Annotated in this window: 18 protein-coding genes; 8 read left to right on the forward strand and 10 right to left on the reverse strand. The window is 70.6% G+C overall.

What is annotated here, in order from left to right:
• Window position 1: 1 nt before the first annotated feature.
• On the reverse strand, window positions 2-832 hold the full coding sequence (locus tag ACTU3I_RS16155; protein ID WP_442926731.1) for an aldo/keto reductase: 831 nt from the start codon (window positions 830-832) through the stop codon (window positions 2-4).
• Window positions 833-1,068: 236 nt separating this feature from the next.
• Between ACTU3I_RS16155 and hrpA the strand changes: the two genes are divergently transcribed.
• Complete coding sequence (hrpA, locus tag ACTU3I_RS16160; RefSeq protein ID WP_442926732.1) at window positions 1,069-4,992, forward strand: ATP-dependent RNA helicase HrpA; 3,924 nt, start codon at window positions 1,069-1,071, stop codon at window positions 4,990-4,992.
• Between the two features lie 35 nt (window positions 4,993-5,027).
• Window positions 5,028-5,969, forward strand: a complete 942-nt coding sequence (locus tag ACTU3I_RS16165; protein WP_442926733.1) for a quinone oxidoreductase family protein — start codon at window positions 5,028-5,030, stop codon at window positions 5,967-5,969.
• Window positions 5,970-6,070: 101 nt separating this feature from the next.
• On the opposite strand, the gene ACTU3I_RS16170 is transcribed toward ACTU3I_RS16165, so the two are convergent.
• The 6 genes from ACTU3I_RS16170 to ACTU3I_RS16195 all read right to left on the reverse strand — a co-directional run bounded on the left by ACTU3I_RS16170 (window position 6,071) and on the right by ACTU3I_RS16195 (window position 12,889).
• Window positions 6,071-6,910 carry a sulfurtransferase gene (locus ACTU3I_RS16170; protein WP_442926734.1) on the reverse strand — a complete coding sequence of 280 codons (840 nt, stop codon included), beginning with the start codon at window positions 6,908-6,910 and terminating at the stop codon, window positions 6,071-6,073.
• A gap of 59 nt (window positions 6,911-6,969) precedes the next feature.
• A complete protein-coding gene (gene mmsB / locus ACTU3I_RS16175; protein ID WP_442926735.1) occupies window positions 6,970-8,190 on the reverse strand; it encodes a multiple monosaccharide ABC transporter permease in 1,221 nt (406 codons plus the stop codon).
• Window positions 8,191-8,212: 22 nt separating this feature from the next.
• On the reverse strand, window positions 8,213-9,739 hold the full coding sequence (gene mmsA / locus ACTU3I_RS16180) for a multiple monosaccharide ABC transporter ATP-binding protein (protein ID WP_442926736.1): 1,527 nt from the start codon (window positions 9,737-9,739) through the stop codon (window positions 8,213-8,215).
• A 93-nt stretch (window positions 9,740-9,832) separates the two neighbouring features.
• Complete coding sequence (gene chvE / locus ACTU3I_RS16185; protein WP_442926841.1) at window positions 9,833-10,903, reverse strand: multiple monosaccharide ABC transporter substrate-binding protein; 1,071 nt, start codon at window positions 10,901-10,903, stop codon at window positions 9,833-9,835.
• Between the two features lie 90 nt (window positions 10,904-10,993).
• Window positions 10,994-11,728, reverse strand: coding sequence for an L-ribulose-5-phosphate 4-epimerase (locus tag ACTU3I_RS16190; protein ID WP_442926737.1), 735 nt, complete (start codon window positions 11,726-11,728; stop codon window positions 10,994-10,996).
• A 144-nt stretch (window positions 11,729-11,872) separates the two neighbouring features.
• Window positions 11,873-12,889, reverse strand: a complete 1,017-nt coding sequence (locus tag ACTU3I_RS16195) for a LacI family DNA-binding transcriptional regulator (RefSeq protein WP_442926738.1) — start codon at window positions 12,887-12,889, stop codon at window positions 11,873-11,875.
• 251 nt (window positions 12,890-13,140) lie between these two features.
• Between ACTU3I_RS16195 and ACTU3I_RS16200 the strand changes: the two genes are divergently transcribed.
• Window positions 13,141-13,683, forward strand: coding sequence for a hypothetical protein (locus tag ACTU3I_RS16200; protein ID WP_442926739.1), 543 nt, complete (start codon window positions 13,141-13,143; stop codon window positions 13,681-13,683).
• On the opposite strand, the gene ACTU3I_RS16205 is transcribed toward ACTU3I_RS16200, so the two are convergent.
• Entirely contained in the window at window positions 13,667-14,989 is a 1,323-nt protein-coding gene (locus tag ACTU3I_RS16205) for a M20/M25/M40 family metallo-hydrolase (protein WP_442926740.1), read from the reverse strand. The two genes, ACTU3I_RS16200 and ACTU3I_RS16205, sit on opposite strands and share 17 nt — an antisense overlap.
• A gap of 54 nt (window positions 14,990-15,043) precedes the next feature.
• Here ACTU3I_RS16205 and ACTU3I_RS16210 point away from each other — a divergent pair, with 54 nt between their 5' ends.
• From ACTU3I_RS16210 to ACTU3I_RS16230, 5 genes are all read left to right on the forward strand, one after another.
• A complete protein-coding gene (locus ACTU3I_RS16210) occupies window positions 15,044-16,027 on the forward strand; it encodes a Gfo/Idh/MocA family protein (RefSeq protein ID WP_442926741.1) in 984 nt (327 codons plus the stop codon).
• Between the two features lie 18 nt (window positions 16,028-16,045).
• Complete coding sequence (locus ACTU3I_RS16215; protein ID WP_442926742.1) at window positions 16,046-16,909, forward strand: NYN domain-containing protein; 864 nt, start codon at window positions 16,046-16,048, stop codon at window positions 16,907-16,909.
• Between the two features lie 285 nt (window positions 16,910-17,194).
• Window positions 17,195-18,133, forward strand: a complete 939-nt coding sequence (locus ACTU3I_RS16220) for a substrate-binding domain-containing protein (protein ID WP_442926743.1) — start codon at window positions 17,195-17,197, stop codon at window positions 18,131-18,133.
• Between the two features lie 70 nt (window positions 18,134-18,203).
• Window positions 18,204-18,995 carry an ATP-binding cassette domain-containing protein gene (locus tag ACTU3I_RS16225; protein WP_442926744.1) on the forward strand — a complete coding sequence of 264 codons (792 nt, stop codon included), beginning with the start codon at window positions 18,204-18,206 and terminating at the stop codon, window positions 18,993-18,995.
• On the forward strand, window positions 18,992-20,266 hold the full coding sequence (locus ACTU3I_RS16230) for a sugar ABC transporter permease (RefSeq protein ID WP_442926745.1): 1,275 nt from the start codon (window positions 18,992-18,994) through the stop codon (window positions 20,264-20,266). Before ACTU3I_RS16225 ends, ACTU3I_RS16230 begins: the two co-directional genes overlap by 4 nt.
• Here ACTU3I_RS16230 and ACTU3I_RS16235 read toward each other — a convergent pair.
• On the reverse strand, window positions 20,263-20,973 hold the full coding sequence (locus ACTU3I_RS16235; RefSeq protein ID WP_442926746.1) for an NAD-dependent deacylase: 711 nt from the start codon (window positions 20,971-20,973) through the stop codon (window positions 20,263-20,265). The two genes, ACTU3I_RS16230 and ACTU3I_RS16235, sit on opposite strands and share 4 nt — an antisense overlap.
• 1 nt (window position 20,974) lies before the next feature.
• Window positions 20,975-21,586 carry a hypothetical protein gene (locus ACTU3I_RS16240; protein ID WP_442926747.1) on the reverse strand — a complete coding sequence of 204 codons (612 nt, stop codon included), beginning with the start codon at window positions 21,584-21,586 and terminating at the stop codon, window positions 20,975-20,977.

A 21,586-nucleotide genomic window follows, 5' to 3' on the forward strand; every position in this document is an offset into this window, starting at 1 on the left:
GTCAGTTCACCTCATCCGCGGTGGATCCGACGCGGCCGTCGGGCCGGTCGAGCCCGTCGATGGCCGCGATCTCGGCCTCGGTCAGCTCGAACCCGAACACGTCGATGTTCTCCTCGAGACGCTCACGGCGCACCGACTTGGGGAACACGATGAATCCGTGCTGGAGGTGCCAGCGGAGCACGACCTGCGCCGGCGACACCCCGTGGGCACCCGCGGCATCAGCGATCGCGGGGATGCCGAACAGGTCGTACTTGCCCTGCCCGAGCGGGCCCCACGACTCGATCCGCACATCGTGCGCGTCAGCCCAGTCGGTGAGGTCGCGGCGCTGGTAGGCGGGGTGGAGTTCGATCTGGTTGGCGACCGGCGTGACGCCGGTCGCGGCGATGATCTCCTCCAGGTGCGGCACGAGGAAGTTCGAGACGCCGATCGAGCGCGCCTGACCGGCCTCGCGGATGGCGACGAGCTTCTCCCACGCGTTCACGTAGTTCGCCCGCGCGGGCGCCGGCCAGTGGATGAGGTACAGGTCGACGTACTCGAGCCCGAGCTTCTGCAGGCTCTCGTCGATGGCGGCGTGCGGCTGGTCGCCGCTCTGGCGGTTGTTCCACAGCTTCGTCGTGACGAACAGCTCGTCGCGCGGGATGCCGCTCGCCGCGATCGCCGCGCCCACGCCCTTCTCGTTGCGGTAGATCGCCGCGGTGTCGATGTGGCGGTACCCCACCTCGAGCGCCTCGCTCACGGCCCGCTCGGTATCCTCCGGCGGCACCAGGAAGACGCCGTAGCCCAGCTGGGGGATGGTGTTGCCGTCGTGGAAGGACACGGTGGGAATGCTCATGCCGTCCAGCCTAGGAGCGTCGCATCCGCCCCTCGCGGGGGTTGACGATCCGCTGCGCGGCGCGACGAGCGGAGGGCATGTCACGAGGGGAGGCTGGATGTCGCGCATCCGGGCCTCCCCTCATGAGATCCACTCCCCTCGTGACGGCCCTCCCCTCGTGAGGGGCCTCCCTCGTGAGGGGCCTCCCCTCGTGACGGCCCTCGTGACAGCGCGGGGAGCGGTTACGATGGAAGGCTGTGTCCGAACCCGTGATCTCCTATCCGCCCGAGCTGCCCGTCAGCGCCGCGCGGGACGAGATCGCGCGCGCCATCCGGGACAACCAGGTGGTCATCGTCGCCGGCGCCACCGGTTCGGGCAAGACCACGCAGCTGCCGAAGATCCTGCTGGAGCTCGGACGCACGCGCATCGCCCACACCCAGCCCCGCCGCATCGCCGCGCGCACGATCGCCGAGCGCATCGCCGAGGAGCTGCAGGTGCCGATGGGCTCCACCGTCGGCTACCGCGTGCGCTTCACCGACAAGGTGTCGGAGGACACCAGGATCGCGCTGGTCACCGACGGGATCCTCCTCAACGAGATCCACCGCGACCGGATGCTGCGCCGCTACGACGCCATCATCATCGACGAGGCGCACGAGCGCTCGCTCAACATCGACTTCCTGCTCGGGTACCTCCGCCGGCTCCTGCCGAAACGGCCCGACCTCAAGATCGTGATCACCTCCGCGACCATCGACCCCGAGAGCTTCGCGAAGCACTTCGCCGACCGGTCAGGTCCCGAGCCGCGACCCGCGCCGATCGTCGAGGTGTCGGGGCGCACCTACCCGGTCGAGGTCCGGTACCGGCCGCTCGTGGCCGACCCGTCGGCAGGCTCGGGGGCCGGCGGCGAGGAGGATGCCGACGAGGTGGGCGGGATCGTCGCGGCGCTCCGGGAGCTCGACCGAGAACCGCCCGGGGACGTGCTCGTCTTCCTCCCCGGCGAGGCAGAGATCCGCGACGCCGCCGACGCCGTGCGCGGCGCTTTCGCGAAGGAGGCCGCGCCCACCGAGGTGCTGCCGCTCTACGGCCGGCTCTCCGCCGCCGAGCAGCACCGCGTCTTCGAACCGTCGCAGGTGGCGGGCGTCCGCCGCCGCGTCATCCTCGCCACCAACGTCGCCGAGACGAGCCTCACCGTCCCGGGCATCCGCTACGTCGTCGACACCGGAACCGCCCGCATCTCCCGCTACAGCGCCCGCTCGAAGATCCAGCGCCTGCCGATCGAAGCGGTGTCGCAGGCGTCGGCGCAGCAGCGTGCCGGGCGGGCCGGTCGCACTGCGCCGGGAGTTGCCATCCGCCTCTACTCCGAGGAGGATTTCGACCGCCGCCCGGAGTTCACCGAACCCGAGATCCTCCGCACGTCGCTGGCGTCGGTGCTCCTGCAGATGCTGTCGCTGGGGTTCGGCGACATCGCGGCGTTCCCGTTCCTCACCCCGCCCGATTCGCGCGGGGTGAAGGCGGCTTTCGACCTGCTGCTCGAGCTCGGCGCGATCCGCCCGGCCGCCGCATCCCGGCCGGCGACGGGTGACGGCAGGAGCGAGGGACCGCGCCTGACCGACATCGCCCGGGAGATCTCGCGGCTGCCCATCGACCCGCGATTCGCACGGATGCTGCTGGAGGCCCGTCGTTCGGGGGTGCTTCGCGATGTGCTCGCGATCGTCGCGGGCATGTCGATCCAGGACGTGCGCGAGCGCCCGGAGGAGCGCCGCGAGGAGGCGGACCGTTCCCACGCGCGCTTCACCGATCCGACGAGCGACTTCCTGTCCCTGCTGAATCTGTGGAACCACCTGCAGGAGCAGCAGTCCGCGCTCGGCTCGAGCGCCTTCCGGCGGCTCTGCCGCGCCGAGTTCCTCAATTACGTCCGCGTGCGGGAGTGGTTCGACGTGCACCGCCAGCTGCGGTCGCTGCTGGGTGCGCCACGGAAGGAGCCGGACGCCGCGGCCGATCCGGATGCCGTGCATCGAGCCATCCTCGCGGGCCTGCTGTCGCAGATCGGCATCCTCGACGCGCGCACGGCGAACCCGCCGAAAGACCGCCGCGCCGCGCGGCAGGGCGCGGACAACCGCCCGGCCAAGGGCGAGTATGTCGGTGCGCGAGGAGCGCGGTTCACGATCTTCCCCGGCTCGGGCCTGCGAAAGCGCCGCCCCTCGGCGGTGATGGCCGCGGAGCTCGTGGAGACGTCTCGCCTCTTCGCCCGCACCGTCGCCGCGGTCGATCCGGCCTGGGCGGAGGAGCTGGCCGGCCATCTCGCCAAGCGGTCGCTGAGCGAACCCCACTGGTCGAAGTCGTCCGGAGCAGCATCCGCCTGGGAGAAGGTGACCCTCTTCGGCGTGGAGATCATCCCGCGGCGGAGGGTGCAGCTGGCCCGCTTCGACCGGCCGCTCGCCCGCGAGATGTTCGTGCGGCACGCGCTCGTCGAGGGCGAGTGGGACGCGACGCCCCTCGACAAGAGCCTCACCGCGTTCCTCCGCCGCAACACCGAACAGCGACGCCGGCTCGAGAAGATCGAGGAGCGCGAGCGCCGCCGCGACATCCTCGTGGGCGATGAGGCGGTGTTCGCGTTCTACGACGCGCGCATCCCCGCCGATGTCTTCGACGTCCGCTCGTTCGAGCGATGGTGGACGGATGCCGTCGCCCGCACCCCGCACCTTCTCGACCTCAGCGAGGCCGACCTCACCGGCGACGCCGCACGCGGCGACGACCGCGGATTCCCCGCCCGCTGGACCCAGGGCGATCAGACGCTGTCGCTGGCGTACCGTTTCGAACCGGGCGCCCCCGACGACGGCGTCACGGTGGTCGTGCCCCTCGCCCTCCTGGCGTCGCTGCGCCCGGATGGCTTCGACTGGCAAGTACCGGGACTGCGGGACGAACTCGTCACCGCGCTCCTGCGCGCCCTGCCCAAGGCCGTCCGGCGCAACGTCGTCCCGGCCGCCGACTGGGCGGAGCGGTTCGCGGCCGATCTCGCGGGTCGCGGGCCGGAGCACACCGCCGGTTCCCCCGCTTCGACACTGACCGCCGCACTCGCCGCGCTCGTGCAGCGAGTCGCGAACCAGCCGGTGACCGCCGCCGACTTCGAGGTGGAGCGCGTCCCCGATCACCTCCGCCCCACCTTCCGCGCCGTCGATGCACGCGGACGCGTCGCCGGCACCGACCGCGACCTGGCGGCCCTGCAGCAGCGACTCGCCGATCGCGCCCGCACGAGCGTCGCCGCGACCATCGACCGCGGTGCGGCGCGGGTGGCGGCCCCGATGACGTCCGCGCCCGGGTTCTCCTCGCGCACGGGGCTCGACGCCTGGACCTTCGAGGACCTCCCCGACGTCCTGGACACGCGCGTGGCGGGGGGTGTCGTGCGCGGATACCCCGCCATCGTCGACGAGGGGTCGTCGGTCGCTCTCCGCGTCGAGGCGCGCCCCGAGGATGCCGCCCGTCTCACCCGGTCCGGGGTGCGCCGGCTTCTCCTCCTGGCCGTTCCCTCCCCCGCGGGCTACGTGCTCGACCACCTCACCTCGGCGGAGAAGCTCGCCCTGGCCGCCTCCCCTTACGCCAACGCGAAGGCGCTCATCGAGGATGCCCGAGTGGCCGTCGCCGACGCGATCCTCGGCGATACGACCCAACCTCTCCGCACGCGTGCGGCGTTCGAGCGCGCACGGGACGCGTTCTCCGCGGTGGTCGTCGACGAGACGTTCGCGACGGTCTCCCTCGCCGCACGCGTGCTCACCGGCTCGCGTGAGGTGGAACGCGCCCTGAAGGCGCAGAACGCGATGGCGCTCCTGGCGGCGCTCGGCGACGTGCGGGCGCAGTTGTCGGGCCTGGTCTTCCCCGGGTTCGTCTCCGCGACCGGCCTGCCACGACTGACCCACGTGCCGCGCTACCTGGAGGGGGCGCTCGATCGCGTGCGCACGCTCGCGGACAATCCCGGCCGCGATCGCCAGCGACAGAACGAATACGAGCGCGCCGCCGCCGCATACGCCGAGGCCGGCGGGCAGATCCCGCCGGACGCCGACGCACCGCCGGGCATGATCCACGCGCGGTGGCTCCTCGAGGAGTTCCGCGTGAGCCTGTTCGCGCAACGTCTGGGCACCGCCGAACCGGCGTCATTGCAGCGGATTACGCGCGCGCTGGCCTCCTAGCCGGTGCGCCGCGGGGGCGTGGCAAGCTGAGCGCTATGCCCCGCGCCGTCGTGTACACCGAGTTCGGAGGACCGGAAGTCCTCACCGTCGTCGACATCCCCTCTCGGGCACCGGCCGCCGGCGAGATCCGCGTGCGGGTCGAGGCGATCGGGGTGAATCCCATCGATGCGAAGCTGCGGAGCGGACTGCGCCCCTCCGGCGCGATCTCCGATCCCCGCCGCCTCGGATTCGATGCCGCGGGTGTCGTCGTGGAGGCCGGCGACGGCGTCGAGGGGTTCCGGCCCGGCACCCCGGTGGCGCTGTTCGGCATCTCGGGCGCCTACGCCGACGAGGTCACCGTCGCGGCCGCATCCGCCGCCCTGCGCCCCACGGCGGTGAGCGCGTCCCAGGGCGCGGCCCTCGGGGTGCCGGTCGGCACTGCGTACCAGGCTCTTCGCTCGCTGGCCGCCGGCCCCGGAGACGTTCTCTTCATCTCCGGCGGCTCGGGGGCCGTGGGCCGGGCGGCGATCCAGTTCGCCGTGCGGTGGGGCGCGCGGGTCGTCGCCACGTCCTCCGACCGGCGGGCTGCGGCCGTTGCCGCTCTCGGCGCGACCCCGGTGCGCTACGGCGACGGCCTCCTCGACCGCGTGCGCGACGCAGCCCCGGAGGGTGTGACGGTCGCCCTCGACGCGGTGGGCACCGACGAGGCCCTGGAGACCTCGATCACGCTCGTCGCCGACCGCGGCCGTATCGGCACGCTCGTTCGCGGCGCGCAGGCCGATGACCTCGATATTCAGGCGTGGTCAGGGGGCAGCCCGCATCCGCTCACCGAGCAGCAGGTCCGCTGGCGCAGCGAGGCCATGCCGGTGAGCCTCGCACTGCTCGAGGCGGGGGCGTTCGCGGTGGAGCAGGGGCCCGTCCTCCCGCTGGCGGAAGCGGCCGAGGCGCACCGCCTCATCCAGGCCGGGACGGACGGCAAGATCCTGCTCGTCCCCTGACGGCTCCACTCCCCCGCACAACAGCGGAGATCCGCCACGACACGCCGCCCCACCACGGATGCCGCGGCGCGCCGCCGACAACTCCGCCGTTGTGCGCGCGCTCAGCCGGGCTGAGAGCCCGTCGCCACGGGGCGCCCGGGGGTCGTCGACCACTGGCTCCACGAGCCGGGGAAGAGCTGCGGCGCATAGCCGGCCAGCATGAGCGCGACGCTGGCGTGCGCGGCCGTGATCCCCGACCCGCAGTACACCCCAACCGGATCCTCCGGCCCCGCGCCCGCGGCGAGCGCCCGCTCCCGGAGTCGCTCAGGATCGAGGAACCGCCCGTCCTGGTCCAGATTGCCCGCGGTGGGGAGGTTGATCGCTCCGGGGATGTGCCCGGCGCGCGGGTCGATGGGCTCGACGTCGCCGCGGTAGCGTTCCGGCGCTCGCACGTCGAGCAGGGTGCCGGAGGCCGGGAAGGCAGCGGCATCGTCGATCGAGAGCCGAGGGAAGCGGCCGGTCGCCAGCACGACATCGCCCCGGGACGGCTCGACGTTCCCGGTCTCGAGGGTGCCCCCGAACGCCGTCCACGCGCGCAGCCCGCCGTCGAGGATGCGCACCTTCAGCCCGGCATCGGCGAGCACCCACCACGCCCGCGCGGCCGCCATCGACTGCCAGTCGTCGTAGACCACCACCAGATCGCCCTGCCGCACGCCCCACCCGCGAGCAGCCTCCTGGAGCGCGCCCGCATCGGGCAGCGGATGCCGGCCCTGCCCGCGCGCGTGCGGGTCGGCCAGCTCCGCGCCCAGGTCGACGTATACGGCGCCGGGGAGATGCCCGGCCTCGTAGTCCGGACGCCCGTCGGGGCGGTCCAGGCGCCACCGCACGTCGAGGAGGCGCACCGCTGCGCCCTCCTCCAGGGACGCGGCCAGCTCGGAAGCTTGGACAAGGATCTCGACCATGCGCCGAGCCTACGGAAGATGCCCCCGCCCCGGAGGGCGAGGGCATCCACGCGTCGAGCTCAGTTGCCCGAGCGTCGCTTGTTGTAGACGTCGAAGGCGACGGCCAGGAGCAGCACGAGGCCCTTCACGGCCTGCTGCCACTCGATGCCGATACCCATGATCGACATGCCGTTGTTGAGCACGCCGATGATGAGACCACCGATGATGGCGCCGCCGATCGTGCCGACGCCGCCCTGCACCGCGGCACCGCCGATGAACGCGGCGGAGATGGCCTCCAGCTCGAACCCGTCACCGGCCTTCGGTCCCGCGAGGTTCAGCCGCGCGGTGAAGATGAGGCCGGCCAGCGCGGCGAGGAAGCCCATGTTCACGAACAGCCAGAAGTCCACCCGGCGGGTCTTGATGCCCGACAGCTCCGCCGCGTGGCGGTTGCCGCCGATCGCGTAGATGTGGCGCCCGAAGACGGTGCGGTTCATCACGATGCCGTAGACCATGACGAGCACCGCGAGCACGATCAGCGTGACGGGGATGCCCTTGTACGACGCGAGCGAGTAGGTGAAGAACGCGATCGCCGCCGACACCAGCACGAGCTTGGCGACGACCCAGACGATGGGCTCGACCTCCTGGCCGTACTTGCGACGCCCCGCCCGCGTGCGGAACTGCTGCACCACGAGCGCGACGATCGCGACGGCGCCGATCGCGAGCGTGAAGATGTCAGGATCGGTCTCGCCGAATAGTCCGCTGAGGAACCCGTTGCCGAGCGCTCGATACTCGGTCGGGAAGGAACCGATGTTGGCGTTTCCCAGCACCACGAGCGCGAGCCCGCGGAAGATCAGCATGCCGGCGAGGGTCACGATGAACGCCGGTATCCCGACGAACGCGATCCAGAACCCCTGCCACGCCCCGACGAGCGCTCCGATGAGAAGCGACAGCACGATCGCCAGCCACCATGGCATCCCCATCTTCACCGCGAAGACGCCCGACAGCGCGCCGACGAACGCGGCGACCGACCCGACCGACAGGTCGATGTGGCCGGCGATGATGACCATCACCATGCCGATCGCCAGAACGAGGATGTAGCCGTTCTGCACGACGAGGTTGGAGATGTTCTGCGGGCGCAGCAGGATGCCGTTGGTCAGGATCGCGAACAGGGCGACGACGGCGATCAGCGCGATGAAGATGCCGTTTCGGCCCAGGTCGCTGAGGATGTGCGTGAACCAGCGGGTGAGTCTGTTGTCCGGCGGGTTGATGTTCGCGCCGACGGCCTCGGTGTTGTTGGTCATTGGTGTGTCTCCCGAACCCCGGTCAGCGGGGGTTCTCCATGGTCATGAGCTTGAGTACGGACTCGGGGGTGGCGTCGTCGATCGGCAGCTCGCCGGTGATGCGGCCCTCCGACAGCGCGTACACGCGGTCGGAGATCCCCAGCAGCTCGGGGAGCTCGGAGGAGATCACGATGATCCCCTTCCCCTGCGCCGCGAGGCGGTTGATGATCGTGTAGATCTCGTACTTCGCGCCCACGTCGATGCCGCGGGTGGGCTCGTCGAGGATGAGCACATCGGGGTCGGAGTAGATCCACTTCGACAGCACGACCTTCTGCTGGTTCCCTCCGGAGAGCTTCCCGGTCTTCACCAGCACGTTCGGCGCCTTGATGTTGAGCTCGCGCCGGTAGTCGTTGGCGACCTTGTATTCCTCGTTGTCGTTGACGAGGCCGGCGCGCTCGAGCTTGCGCAGCGACGCCATCGAGATGTTGCGCTTGATGTCTTCGATCAGGTTCAGCCCGTAGGTCTTGCGGTCCTCGGTGGCGTACGCGAGACCGTTCTGGATCGCCTCGGCCACGGTGCGGGTCTTGATCTCGGTGCCGCGCATGAAGACGCGGCCCGAGATGCGCGTGCCGTAGCTGTGCCCGAACAGGCTCATGGCGAACTCGGTGCGCCCGGCGCCCATGAGGCCGGCGATCCCGACGATCTCGCCCGCGCGGACCGTCAGCGAGACCGAGTCGACGACGACGCGGCTGGGGTCCTGCGGATGGTGCGCGGTCCAGTTCTCCACGCGCAGCAGCTCTTCGCCGATCTGCGGTTCATGGTCGGGATAGCGGTGCTCGAGGTCGCGCCCCACCATGTCCTTGATGATGCGGTCCTCGGTGACCTCGTCCTTCGCGATCGTCTCGATGGTCTTGCCGTCCCGGATGACCGTGACGCTGTCGGCGACGCGTTTGATCTCGTTCAGCTTGTGGCTGATGATGATCGACGTCACGCCCTCGGCTTTCAGCTGCAGGATCAGCTCGAGCAGGTGCGCGGAATCCTCGTCGTTCAAAGCGGCGGTCGGCTCGTCGAGGATGAGCAGTTTGACGTCCTTGGACAGGGCCTTGGCGATCTCCACCAGCTGCTGCTTGCCGACGCCGATCTGGTTGATCTTCGTCGTCGGGTTGTCGCGCAGACCGACGCGCTCGAGGAGCTTTCGCGCCTCGAAGTTCGTGTGGTTCCAGTCGATGAGGCCGCCCGAGGTGCGCTCGTTGTTGAGGAAGATGTTCTCGGCGATCGACAGGTAGGGGCTCAGGGCGAGCTCCTGATGGATGATGACGACGCCCTTGGCCTCGCTGTCGCGGAGATTGCGGAACTGCACCTCCTCACCGTCGTAGACGATCGAGCCGTCGTAGGTCCCGTGCGGGTACACCCCCGACAGCACCTTCATCAGCGTGGACTTGCCCGCGCCGTTCTCGCCGCAGATCGCGTGGATCTCCCCGCGCCGGACGGCGAGGGTGACCTGCGAGAGCGCCTTGACGCCCGGGAACGTCTTGGTGATGCCGCGCATCTCCAGGATGTTGTCTGACACGTTCTCCCGACTTCCTCGTGAGGTGGATGGAAACGGCGGGAACGGCGGGCGGATGCTGAAGCCTCCGCCCACCGTCACCGCGGTGTCTCGGTCTTACAGGCCGAGCTCTTCGGCCGTCCAGTAGCCGGAGTCGACCAGCACGGCCTCGACGTTGTCCGTCACGACGGGGACCGGTGCCAGCAGGTACGACGGGACGATCTTCACGTCGTTGTCGTAGGTCTCCTCGTCGTTGACCTCGGGCTCCTCGCCGTTGAGAACGGCGACGGCCATGTCGGCGGCGACCTTCGCGAGCTCACGCGTGTCCTTGAAGATCGTCGCGTACTGCTCGCCGGAGAGGATCGCCTTGACCGAGTCGACCTCGGCGTCCTGACCGGAGATGGTCGGCCACTCGTCGCCGACGGTGTACCCGGCGTCGGTGAGGGCGGAGATGATGCCGCGCGAGATGCCGTCGTAGGGCGACAGCACCGCGTTGACCTTCGAGCCGTCGGAGTAGTTCGCGGTGAGGAGGTCCTCCATGCGGCTCTGCGCGGTCTCGCCGTCCCAGCGGAGGGTGGCCGCCTGCTCGATGTCGGTCTGACCCGACTTCACCACGAGCGTGCCGTCGTCGATCAGCGGCTGGAGGACGTCCATCGCGCCGTCGAAGAAGAAGAACGCGTTGTTGTCGTCCAGCGAGCCGGCGAACAGCTCGATGTTGAAGGGGCCGGCCGGGGCATCCGGAAGCGGGTTGCCTTCGAGATCGGTGAGACCCAGACCGTTGAGGAGGGTCCACGCCTGCTGCTGACCGACGAGGAAGTTGTCGAACGTGGCGTAGTAGTCGACGTTCTCCGACCCCTTGATGAGGCGGTCGTAGGCGATGACCGGGATGTCGGCGTCTGCCGCGGTCTGCAGCACCTCCGACAGCGTGGTGCCGTCGATGGAGGCGATGATCAGGGCTTCCGCGCCCTTGGTGATCATGTTCTCGATCTGCGAGACCTGGGTGGGGATGTCATCCTCCGCGTACTGGAGGTCGACCGAGAAGCCCTGCTCCTCGAGAGTCTCCTTGACGGCGTTGCCGTCCTGGATCCACCGCTCGGAGCTCTTGGTGGGCATCGCGACGCCGATGAGACCGCCGTCGCCGCCGCCCTCGCCGCCGCTGCCTCCGCCTGCGCTGCAGGCCGAGAGCATCAGGGCACCCGCGGCCACAGCCGCGAGCAGTACCTTCTTGGCTTTCACTGTGTTTCCTTTCGTAGGACGTCTTCGTCGAGGTGTGGGTATTCAGTTATGGGTGCGCTGGCCGTAGGCGTTCTGGTAGCGGTCGTAGAGCCGGTCCACCGCCTCGGCGGGGATGGGGATCGGCTCGCCCGCCTGGCGCGCGTAGTGCACCGTGCGGGCGACGTCCTCGAGCATCACGGCGGCCTTCACCGCGTCGCGCGCGGTTGCGCCGATGGTGAAGGGGCCGTGGTTCCGCAGGAGCACGGCGGGCGATCGCGAGTCGCGGAGGGTCTCGACGATCGCGCGCCCGATCGAGTCGTCGCCGATGATGGCGAACGGACCGACCGGAACCGGACCGCCGAACTCGTCCGCCATCGCGGTGAGCACGCAGGGGATCTCCTCGCCGCGGGCGGCCCATGCCGTCGCGAAGGGCGAGTGCGTGTGCACGACCCCGCCGACCTCCGGCATCGCCCGGTACACATAGGCGTGCGCGGCGGTGTCCGAGGACGGCGCACGATCGCTGCCCGGCGTGCCGGCGACGACGACGCCGTCGAGGTCGCAGAGGATCATGTTCTCGGGCGCCAGTTCGTCGTAGGAGACGCCCGAGGGCTTGATGACGAAGAGATCGGCACCGGGCACGCGCGCCGACACGTTGCCGCCGGTCCAGACGACGAGTCCGTACCGCACCAGCTCGCCGTGCAGCGAGGCCACTTCGGCGCGGATGCGGGCGACGGCGACCTCGGTCTTGACGCCGGCCACGTAGGAATCCGCGCGCTCAGTTCCGGCGCTGCGACTCATGCGGCGACTCCCTCGTCGAATCGATCGTGAAGCGATCGGCCGTAATGTGACCGTTCACATCGGGACACTATAGCCAGGCGTCGAGGGCGCGTGTCAATTCATCCGGGTCTCGGCTTGGTAACGGCCCGCGAGAGCAGCGCGACGTCAGGGGCGGCTGACGGCGCGCGTCGAGGCGCGCACGACGAGTTCCGGCCGGATCGGCGCGGGTGCGACGTCCAGCCCCGCGGCAGTCCCCAGCAGCAGGTCGACGCTGCGACGGCCGAGCTCCGGGAAGTCCTGGCGCACGGTGGTCAGCGGCGGCGAGAAGTGCGCGGCCTCGGGGATGTCGTCGAACCCGACGATCGAGATGTCGCCGGGAACGTCGAGACCCTCTTCGCGGATCGCGTGGAGCAGGCCCAGCGCCATCTGATCGTTCGAGGAGAAGATGGCGGTGAAATCGCGCACGCGCAGCAGCTCGCGTCCGGCGTAGTAGCCGAAGTCGGCCGTCCAATCCCCCAGGATCGGTGCCGTCGTGGCGATATCGCTCGCCGACATCTCCTCGAGGAATCCGCGCATCCGCGCTTCGGCCTCGATCCAGTCCTGCGGCCCGGCCAGATGGTAGATCTGGCGGTGTCCGAGCTCGATGAGGTGACGGGTGGCCAGCCGGGCCCCGGCGATCTGGTCGACCGACATGACGTGACCCTGGCCGACGTCGGTGGACTGCAGGGTCACGTACGGGATGTCCAGCTGCTGAGCGGCGATCGCCCGGATGACCCGGACCTGCGGGGCGATCACGATCAGCCCCTCGATCCCCTGCGCGGTCAGATGCGACAGTCCCTGCGCGATCGAGTCGGGGTCGCGGGGTTCGATGTTGGCCGTGCTCACCCAGTAGCCGCGCACCCGCGCGGCCGCCTCGATCGCGGCGATGCTCGAGGCCGGGCCGTACTGCGTGCTGGCGGCGGCGAGGATGCCGATGGTCTGCGATCGCGCGGTCACGAGCGTGCGGGCGGCACGATTCGGACGGTACTGAAGGTCGGCCATGACCTGCTGCACCCTCGCCCGGGTCTCGGGGCGGATGCTGGGGTGGTCGTTCAGCACGCGGGAGACGGTCTGGTGCGACACATCCGCGAGGCGCGCGACATCGCGGATGCTCGGGCGCCTGGCCGCCGCGTCCTCGCTCATGTGTTCCCCCCGCCGCACCGGCGCGACGGGGGCGAGATCGCATGTGACTGTCACATCGCCGAACCGTCAGACGGATTCTGTCACACGCCTGTCACATCCGGGTACCAGCTCAGCTGCCACCGGGCCGTACTCAGTCTCAGCGTCGGGAGGCTGCGGCGCCCGCCGCGGAATCAGGCGGGAGAGGCGCGGCCTACCCTCGACGGATACTGAGTACGGTACAGAGCAGAAGACGGCCGACATACACTGGCCGCGTGTCCGGATTCGCCAGCTACCTGCCGCTGAGCCAGCGTGCGACCGGCGACGACGCCGCCGTGTCCTCCGACCGCCGTCGCGCCCTCGCCGACGTCATCGACGCCGCCGCGGGGCTGCTGCCACCGGATGACGCCGACGCTGCCGCCCGCCGGTTCGTCGACATCGCGGCTCTGACGAGCGAGGCGGGGACGGAGTCCGACCCGGCGGTGCGGATGCACGCCCTGGCCGAGCGCGTCCGCACCGGCCCCCGACGCCGTCTCCGCGCACTGGCCGCCGGCGTGCGCGCGCTTCTGATCCTCGCCCGCGACCGTGGGGCTCCCGCGCCGCTCGACCCGCTCGTGGCCGGCGGGGTCGCCCTCTACGCATCGACGAACGCCCCCGCCGATCGCCGCGCGGTGATCAGCGGGCGGACGGTCCGTGCGTCCGATGCGGAGTGGTCCTTCGGGGCGGGACCGGTGCTGGAGGGCACGTCGGCGGGCATCGCCGCGTTCCTCCTGGGCGTCTCGGACGATCCGCCTCAGCCCGTCACGCCGCGACGATGAGCTCGCGGTAGAACCGGATGCCGCGCAGCCACACGTCGACACCGATCCGCTCGTCGTGCGCGTGGAGGGCGTCTCGTTCGCTGCGGGTGAGGCGGAAGGGCGTGAAGCGGTACACCGCATCCGTGATCTCGGTGAAGAACCGGCTGTCGCTGGCTCCGAGCTGCAGGTAGGGAAGCACGACGATCTCGCTCCCCAGTGCGGAGCCCACCGTGCGGGCCAGCCGCCGCCACGCCGGGCCGCGCCACGGCGACACCGCGGAGGGCTCCCAGCCTTCCACCCGGTCGATCTCGATCCCGGGGTCGGCGATCGCGCGGCGCAGATGCCCCGCCACGCCGTCGAGGGTGTCGCCCGTGAGGAGGCGCACGTTGACCCACGCGCGCGCCCTGGTGGCGAGCACGTTGTATCCGTCGGCGCCGGAGAGCTCTGTGACGACCGCGGTCGTCCGCACGAGCGCGTTCGTCTCCGGCCCGAGCAGCGCCAGTGCCCGCGTGAGCACCGGAGCGAAAGCCCGAGCCGACGCGAACACGGTGCGCAGGGGCTCCCCCACGTGGCGGGCCGCCGAGGCGAACAGCGCCCGCACCGCCGGCGTCAGGCGCGGCCGGAAGGGCGAGCGCTGGAGCCGCCCGATCGCGCGGGCAAGTCGCGCGGGAGCCGGCAGACGCGGGGGCGTCGAGGCGTGCCCTCCCGTCTCACGCGCGGTGAGGACGAATGTCGCCGCCCCGCGCTCGGCGACGCCGATCATGGCCGCGGGCTGCGCGAGCCCCGGAAGCACCCCGTCGACGACAGCACCCCCTTCATCCAGCACCAGGCCGGGGCGCACCCCGCGCTCGCGCAGGACCGCCACGAGGCCGCGCGCACCGGAGCCGTGCGTCTCCTCGTCGTGGCCGAAGGCGAGGTAGACGTCCCTCGGCGGGGTGATGCCGTCGGACAGCAGAGCCTCCACCGCCTCCACGATGGCCACGAGCGCGCCCTTGTCGTCGATGGCCCCGCGCGCGTGGATCTGCGCGTCGGTGCCCGCGCCGACGAGCTGGGCGGCGAACGGCGGATGCTGCCACTGCTCGGCGACGACGGGGACGACGTCCTGGTGCGCCAGGAGCACCAGCGGCTCGTCGGGAGACGCTCCCCGCCAGCGGTACAGCAGGGACCCGCCGACGATCTCGCGCTCGAGCGTCGCGTGCAGGAGCGGGTACAGCCGCTCGAGCGCCTCTCGGAACTGCGCGAACGCCCCGGCGTCCACGTGAGACGGGTCGGCGCGCGAGATCGTCGGGATGCGCAGCAGCTCGCGGAAGCGGTCGACGGGGTCCACGCTCCGAGCCTAGGACCGGACGCCGCCGTTCCCGCCGCGGTCTACCCTCGAGGGATGAGCGAACTGCGATGGGGAATCCTGGCGACGGGCGGCATCGCCCACGCTTTCACCTCCGACCTCCAGACGGCCGGCCTCACGGTGAGCGCGGTGGGGTCGCGGAGCCCCGAGCGCGCGGAATCCTTCGCCCGCCCGTACGGCATCCCTCGCGCATACGGTTCGTATGAAGAGCTGGTGGCCGACCCCGAGGTCGACATCGTCTACGTCGCGACGCCGCATCCGATGCACGCCGACGACGCCCTGCTGGCGCTGGAGGCCGGCAAGCACGTCCTCGTCGAGAAGGCGTTCACGCTGAACTCGTCGGAGGCGGCCCGCGTGCGCGAGCGCGCGGCAGAGCGTGGGCTCGTCGCGATGGAGGCGATGTGGACGCGGTACCTGCCGCATATGCGCCGCATCCACGAGATCCTGGCGGCGGGGACGCTCGGCGAGATCCGCGTCGTCACAGCGGATCACACCCAGCGGCTGCCCCGGGATCGGGCGCACCGCATCAACGCCCTCGAGCTCGGCGGGGGTGCACTGCTCGACCTGGGCGTCTACCCCATCTCGTTCGTCTGGGACATCCTCGGCGCCCCGACCCGCGTCTCCGCCTCGGCACGCCTCGGCGAGACCGGGGCGGACACCGAGGTCGCCACGATCTTCACGCACGACGGCGGTGCCCTGTCGACGACGATCTCGTCGTCCCGCGGCGCCGGACCGAACACCGCGGCGATCGTCGGCAGCGAGGCGCGCATCGAGATCGACGCCATCTGGTACACCCCGACGGACTTCCGCGTCACAGCGGCCGACGGCACGGTCCTCGAGGCGTACCACTCGGACGTGGCCGGTCGCGGCATGCAGTTCCAGGCACTGTACGCGGAGCAACTCGTCCGCGAAGGCCGTCTCGCCGGTGACATCCTCCCCATCGACGAGACCGTCGCCATCATGGCAACCCTCGACGAGGTGCGCGCCCAGATCGGTCTGCGCTACCCGGGCGAGGACTGAGGCCCCAGACTGGGAACCATGCCCGACTCACAGCACGCCCGCGTGGCGGTGTACCTCGACTTCGACAACATCGTGATGTCGTGGTACGACCGCGTCCACGGCCGCAACGCCTACGCGCGCGATCGCACCCGCATCGCAGAGAACCCGGCCGAGCCGGAGATCGCCGAGCGTCTCGCCCAGGCGACGATCGACGTCGGAGCGGTCATCGACTACGCCGCGTCCTTCGGCACCCTCGTCCTCACCCGCGCCTACGCCGACTGGTCCTCGCCCGTCAACGCGGAGTACCGCTCGCAGCTCGTGGCACGCGCCGTCGACCTCGTCCAGCTGTTCCCCGCCGCCGCGTACGCGAAGAACGGTGCCGACATCCGCCTGGCCGTCGACGCGGTGGAGGACATGTTCCGCCTCCCCGACCTCAGCCACGTCGTGATCGTGGCCGGCGACTCGGACTACGTCCCGCTCGCACAGCGGTGCAAGCGCCTCGGACGCTACGTCGTCGGCGTGGGCGTCGCAGGGTCCACCGCCAAGTCGCTGGCCGCCGCGTGCGACCAGTTCGACTCGTACGACGCGCTGCCGGGGATCAAGCTCCCCGCCACCGCCAAGAAGGAGCCGGCCCCGGCGCGGCCGCGCTCGCGCAAGCGCACGACCGACCCCGGGGCGGACCTCCTCGAGCGCGCGCTGCGGCTCAGCGGCGAGGGCGACGAGACCGAGTGGCAGCACGCCTCGGCGGTCAAGAGCCTGCTCAAGCGCCTGGACCCGGCGTTCAGCGAGAAGGCGTACGGCGTGCGCAGCTTCTCCGACTTCCTCAAGGCCTATCCCGAGGTGGCCGAAACGGACGAATCCGAGAACATCGTGCGGGTGCGTCCGGTGGCCGCGACCACCTGAACGTCGAAAACGTTTCGCAAGCGTGATCGAAACGTGACCTCCGTCTGAGTGCGGTCGCCCGCGAAGGCGAGCATCATGTCCCTCGCCGGGGTCGGTGCTGATCGTGGCTTTTTGGGGAGACCCTCAACCAACGGAGGATGAGAAATGAAGCGAAGCTCGTTGGCCGCTGTGGTAGCGCTCTCAGGCGCTGCGGCCCTGTTGCTCGCAGGCTGTGCCGGGGGCGGAGGCTCGGGCGACAGCGGTGGTGGCGGCGGTGAAGCCGGCGGCGCGGGAGACCGGGCTTGCGTGATCCTTCCCGACGCCGCGTCATCGCCGCGCTGGGAGAACTTCGACCGCAAGTACCTGCAGGAAGGGCTGGAGGGCGCCGGGTTTGAAGTCGACATCCAAAACGCCCAGGGCGACACGAACAAGTACTCCACGATCGCCGATCAGCAGCTGACCAAGGGCTGCGGCGTCATGCTTCTCGTGGACTATCAGGGCGCAGCGGAGGCTGTCGCGACCAAGGCCAAGGCCGAGGGCATCCCCGTCGTCGCCTATGACCGTCCGTTCGCGGGCGCGGACTACTACGTGTCCTTCGACAACGTGGAGGTCGGGCGGCTCGAGGGGCAGACCGTGCTGGACGGACTCGCCGCAGCCGGGAAGGACCCGGCCACGTCCGTGGTCGTCTACATGGGCGGAGACCCCACCGACGGCAACGCCGCCATGTTCAAGGAGGGCGCCGTGGAGGTGATGGAGGCCGCGGGTATCACCCCGGCCGCCGAACCTCCCGGGATCTGGGATCAGGCCAAGTCGCAGACCAACTTCGAGCAGGCGCTGACCTCGCTCGGCGGCAAGGTCGACGGCGTGTGGGTCGCGAACGACACCAACGCGGCCGGCGTCATCAAGGTGCTGCAGAACAACAACCTCACCGGCGTGGCCGTCTCCGGCCAGGACGCCAACGTCGCGGGGCTGCAGAACATCCTGCTGGGGTGGCAGACGGCCACCGTCTACAAGCCGGTCAAGGAAGAGGCGGATGCTGCCGTGGAGGTCGCTGTCGCGCTTCTCAGCGGCGAGACCCCCGAGGCGGATCAGGAGCTGGAGGACGGCACACCGTATATCGCCGTCACGCCGCAGCTGGTCGGGCCCGAGGAGGTCATCAACGTCGTCGACGCGGGCGACGCGGACGCGGCGGAGATCTGCACCGGCGACGTGGCACCCAAGTGCGCGGAGTTCGGCGTCCAGTAACGACACCTGCGGGGCGCCGCGTCGACTCCGGCGCGGCGCCCTTCCCGTCTGCTCACGCAAGGAAGCGAGAATGACCCCACCCATCATCGAACTCGTGGGCGTGAAGAAATCCTTCGGCCCCGTCAGCGTCCTCAAAGGAGTCGACCTCCGCGTGCATCCCGGCACGGTCACCGCCCTCGTCGGCGACAACGGAGCGGGCAAGTCGACCCTCATCAAGGGCCTCGCCGGCGTGCAGCCCTACGACGAGGGCGAAGTGCTCATCGACGGCGAGCATCGGGATCTCCACTCCCCTCGCGAGGCGGCGGCCCTCGGCATCGAGGTCGTGTACCAGGACCTGGCGCTGTGCGACAACCTCGACATCGTCCAGAACATGTTCCTCGGCCGGGAAGAGCTGACCGCCGGCACGATGGACGAGGGCCGCATGGAGCGCGAGGCATCCGACACCCTGCGCTCGCTGTCCGTCCGCACGGTGAAGTCGGTACGGCAGAAGGTGTCGTCGCTCTCGGGCGGACAGCGTCAAACGGTGGCCATCGCGCGCGCGGTCCTCAAGAAGGCGCGCGTGGTCATCCTCGACGAGCCCACTGCGGCACTCGGCGTCGCCCAGACCGAGCAGGTGCTGAATCTCGTGCAGCGGCTGGCGCAACAGGGGGTGGCGGTCATCCTCATCAGCCACAACCTGGCCGACGTCTTCGCCGTGGCCGATGACATCGCCGTGCTGTACCTCGGTCAGCTCGTCGCACAGCTGCCGGCGAAGGAGACCACGCGCGACGACGTCGTGGGATACATCACCGGCACGAAGACCCTCACGGGGGCACCCCTTCTGACCACGGACACCATCGCGACCTCGGGGGAATCCGCATGACCGACGCAGCACGCACCTCCGCCTCGCCCGACCCGATGTCGGGCGACCTGATCGGCAGCGGCGTCGAGGGAGGACTCCGCGACCAGGTCGCGGGGTGGTGGCAGCGCGTGCGCGGCGGCGACATGGGAGCCCTGCCCGCCATCGGCGGCCTCGTCGTGCTCGTCGTGCTGTTCTCCGCGCTCAGCCCCTTCTTCCTCACCGAGCGCAACTTCGCGAACCTCCTCAATCAGGCAGCGACCCTCGTGATGCTCGCGATGGCTCTGGTCTTCGTGCTGCTGCTGGGCGAGATCGACCTGTCGGCCGGCGTCACCGGTGGCGTCGCGATGGCCCTCTTCGTGGTGCTCAACGCGCAGTTCCAGGTCAACTGGATCCTCGCGCTGCTCGTCGGGTTCGGGGTGGGGCTGGCGACAGGGGCCCTCATCGGGTTCTTCGTCGCGCGTGTGGGTATCCCCTCCTTCGTCGTCACGCTGGGGTTGTTCCTGGGCTATCAGGGCCTGGCGCTGCTCATCATCGGCGACGGCGGGCTCTACCGGCTGCAGGTGCCCGAGCTGCTGGCGCTCCAGAACGGCAACCTGCCGGTGTGGGCGGGCTGGGCGATGCTCGCCGTGATGCTCGCCATCTCCGCGGGCAGCTCGTTCTGGGACCGCGCGCGCCGCCGGCGTGCAGGCGTGCCCAACCGGGCGCTCTCGCTCGTCTGGATCAAACTCGCCGTCATCGGCGTGATCGGCGGAGTGTTCGTCTACATCTTGAATCTGGACCGCGGACAGTCGGTCATCGCCGTCCAGGGCGTGCCGATCATCGTCCCGGTGACTCTCGCGATCCTGTGGATCGGCACGTTCGTGCTCGACCGCACCAAGTTCGGCCGCTACGTCTATGCCATCGGCGGCAACGCCGAGGCCGCCCGCCGTTCGGGCGTCAAGGTGCGCTGGGTGAAGTGGTCGGCGTTCGTGATCTGCTCCACGCTCGCCGTCGTGTCGGGCCTGCTCAGCGTGTCCCGCGTCGGCTCCGTCGATGCGACAGTCGGGCGTGACATCGTGCTGAGCGGTGTGGCGGCCGCAGTCGTCGGCGGTGTGAGCCTCTTCGGCGGGCGGGGGCGGCTCCTGCACGCCGCGATCGGTGCGCTCGTCATCGCGACCATCACGAACGGATTGGCGCTGCTGAATCTGCCGGCCGGCATCAACCTGCTCGTCACCGGTGGCGTGCTGATCCTGGCGGCCACCGTCGACGCCCTGTCGAGGTTGAGGGCGGGAGGAAGCTTCTTGCGGAGCTAGCCGGCGAGACCGGGAGTGCCGCCGCGGACGATCTCGTCGACCCACGCCGGCACCACCGCGGTCGCCGGCCCCACCCGCACGTCGTCGAACGGGACGGCGGGGAGGCTCGGGGCGAGGTTGAGCTCCACCGTCCGCGCACCGAAGGCGGCGGCCGTCGCACCGAGGCCGGCGGCGGGGTACACCGCGCCGGAGGTTCCGACCGCGGCGAACACGTCGCATCCGCGGACCGCGTCCTCGATCGTGTCGAGACCGTAGGGCACCTCCCCGAACCAGACGACGTCGGGGCGCAGCGCCCGGCGACCGCATGACGGGCAGGCGGGGCGCGGGCGCAGGTCGGCGTGCCAGGCGGTGACGAGACCGCACGCGGTGCAGCGGGCCCGGGCGAGCTCGCCGTGCATGTGCAGCAGGCGCCTCGATCCGGCCCGCTCGTGCAGATCGTCGACGTTCTGGGTCACGACCAGCAGATCCTCGCCCAATTCCCGCTCCAGCGCGACGAGCGCGTCGTGGGCGGGGTTCGGGACCGCGGATGCGGCGGCCCGCCGCCGCGCGTCGTAGAACGCCAGGACCGTGTCGGGGTCGCGGGCGAATCCCTCCGGGGTGGCGACGTCCTCCACGGCGAAGCCCTCCCACAACCCGCCGGCGTCGCGGAAGGTCGCGAGTCCGCTCTCGGCGGAGATCCCGGCGCCGGTGAGGACCACGACGCGCATGTCAGACGCGCGCGGCCCCGCGCGCCACGTGGGCGAGCACCCCCGGCCACACCGCGGTGAGGGCGAGCCTGCCGCCGTGGACGTTCCGGGCGAGACCGTCGACGACCTCGCACACCGGGAGCCGCTCGGCGTACCAGGCCGCCGCCTCGGACGGGCTGGGGACCGCCTCTATGACCTGGACGTCCGCGGAGATGCGGGCGAGCCGCTGCGCGGTGATGTCGCGCGCGAGCGCCGTGGGCGGAAGCGGCGGGGCGACGAGGACGAGCCGGTCGATGCGCGGGCCCACCTCCGCCGCGAACGACACCGCGAAGTGCGCCGCATCGTGCTCGGCCACGAGTCCGACCGCCCCGTCGGGCGCGATCTCATCGAGCAGGGCGACGATCTCCGCCGCGGTGGAACCGGCGGGGGTCTCACCGCCGAAGGCCGGCGGATCCGACATCTCCTCGCCGTCGAGGTCGATGAGGAAAAGGTGCACGTCGAAGCGACGGGTGACGGGAGGGTCGGGGTCGGTCATCGCCAGCGCACCGCTGCGCAGCACGACGACCGTCCGGGCGGCGCCCGGCGCACCCACCATGCGGTACGCGATCTCCGCCCGCGGATCCGGAAAGGTCAT

The sequence above is a fragment of the Microbacterium sp. RD1 genome (assembly GCF_052220165.1).
Classification (GTDB): domain Bacteria; phylum Actinomycetota; class Actinomycetes; order Actinomycetales; family Microbacteriaceae; genus Microbacterium.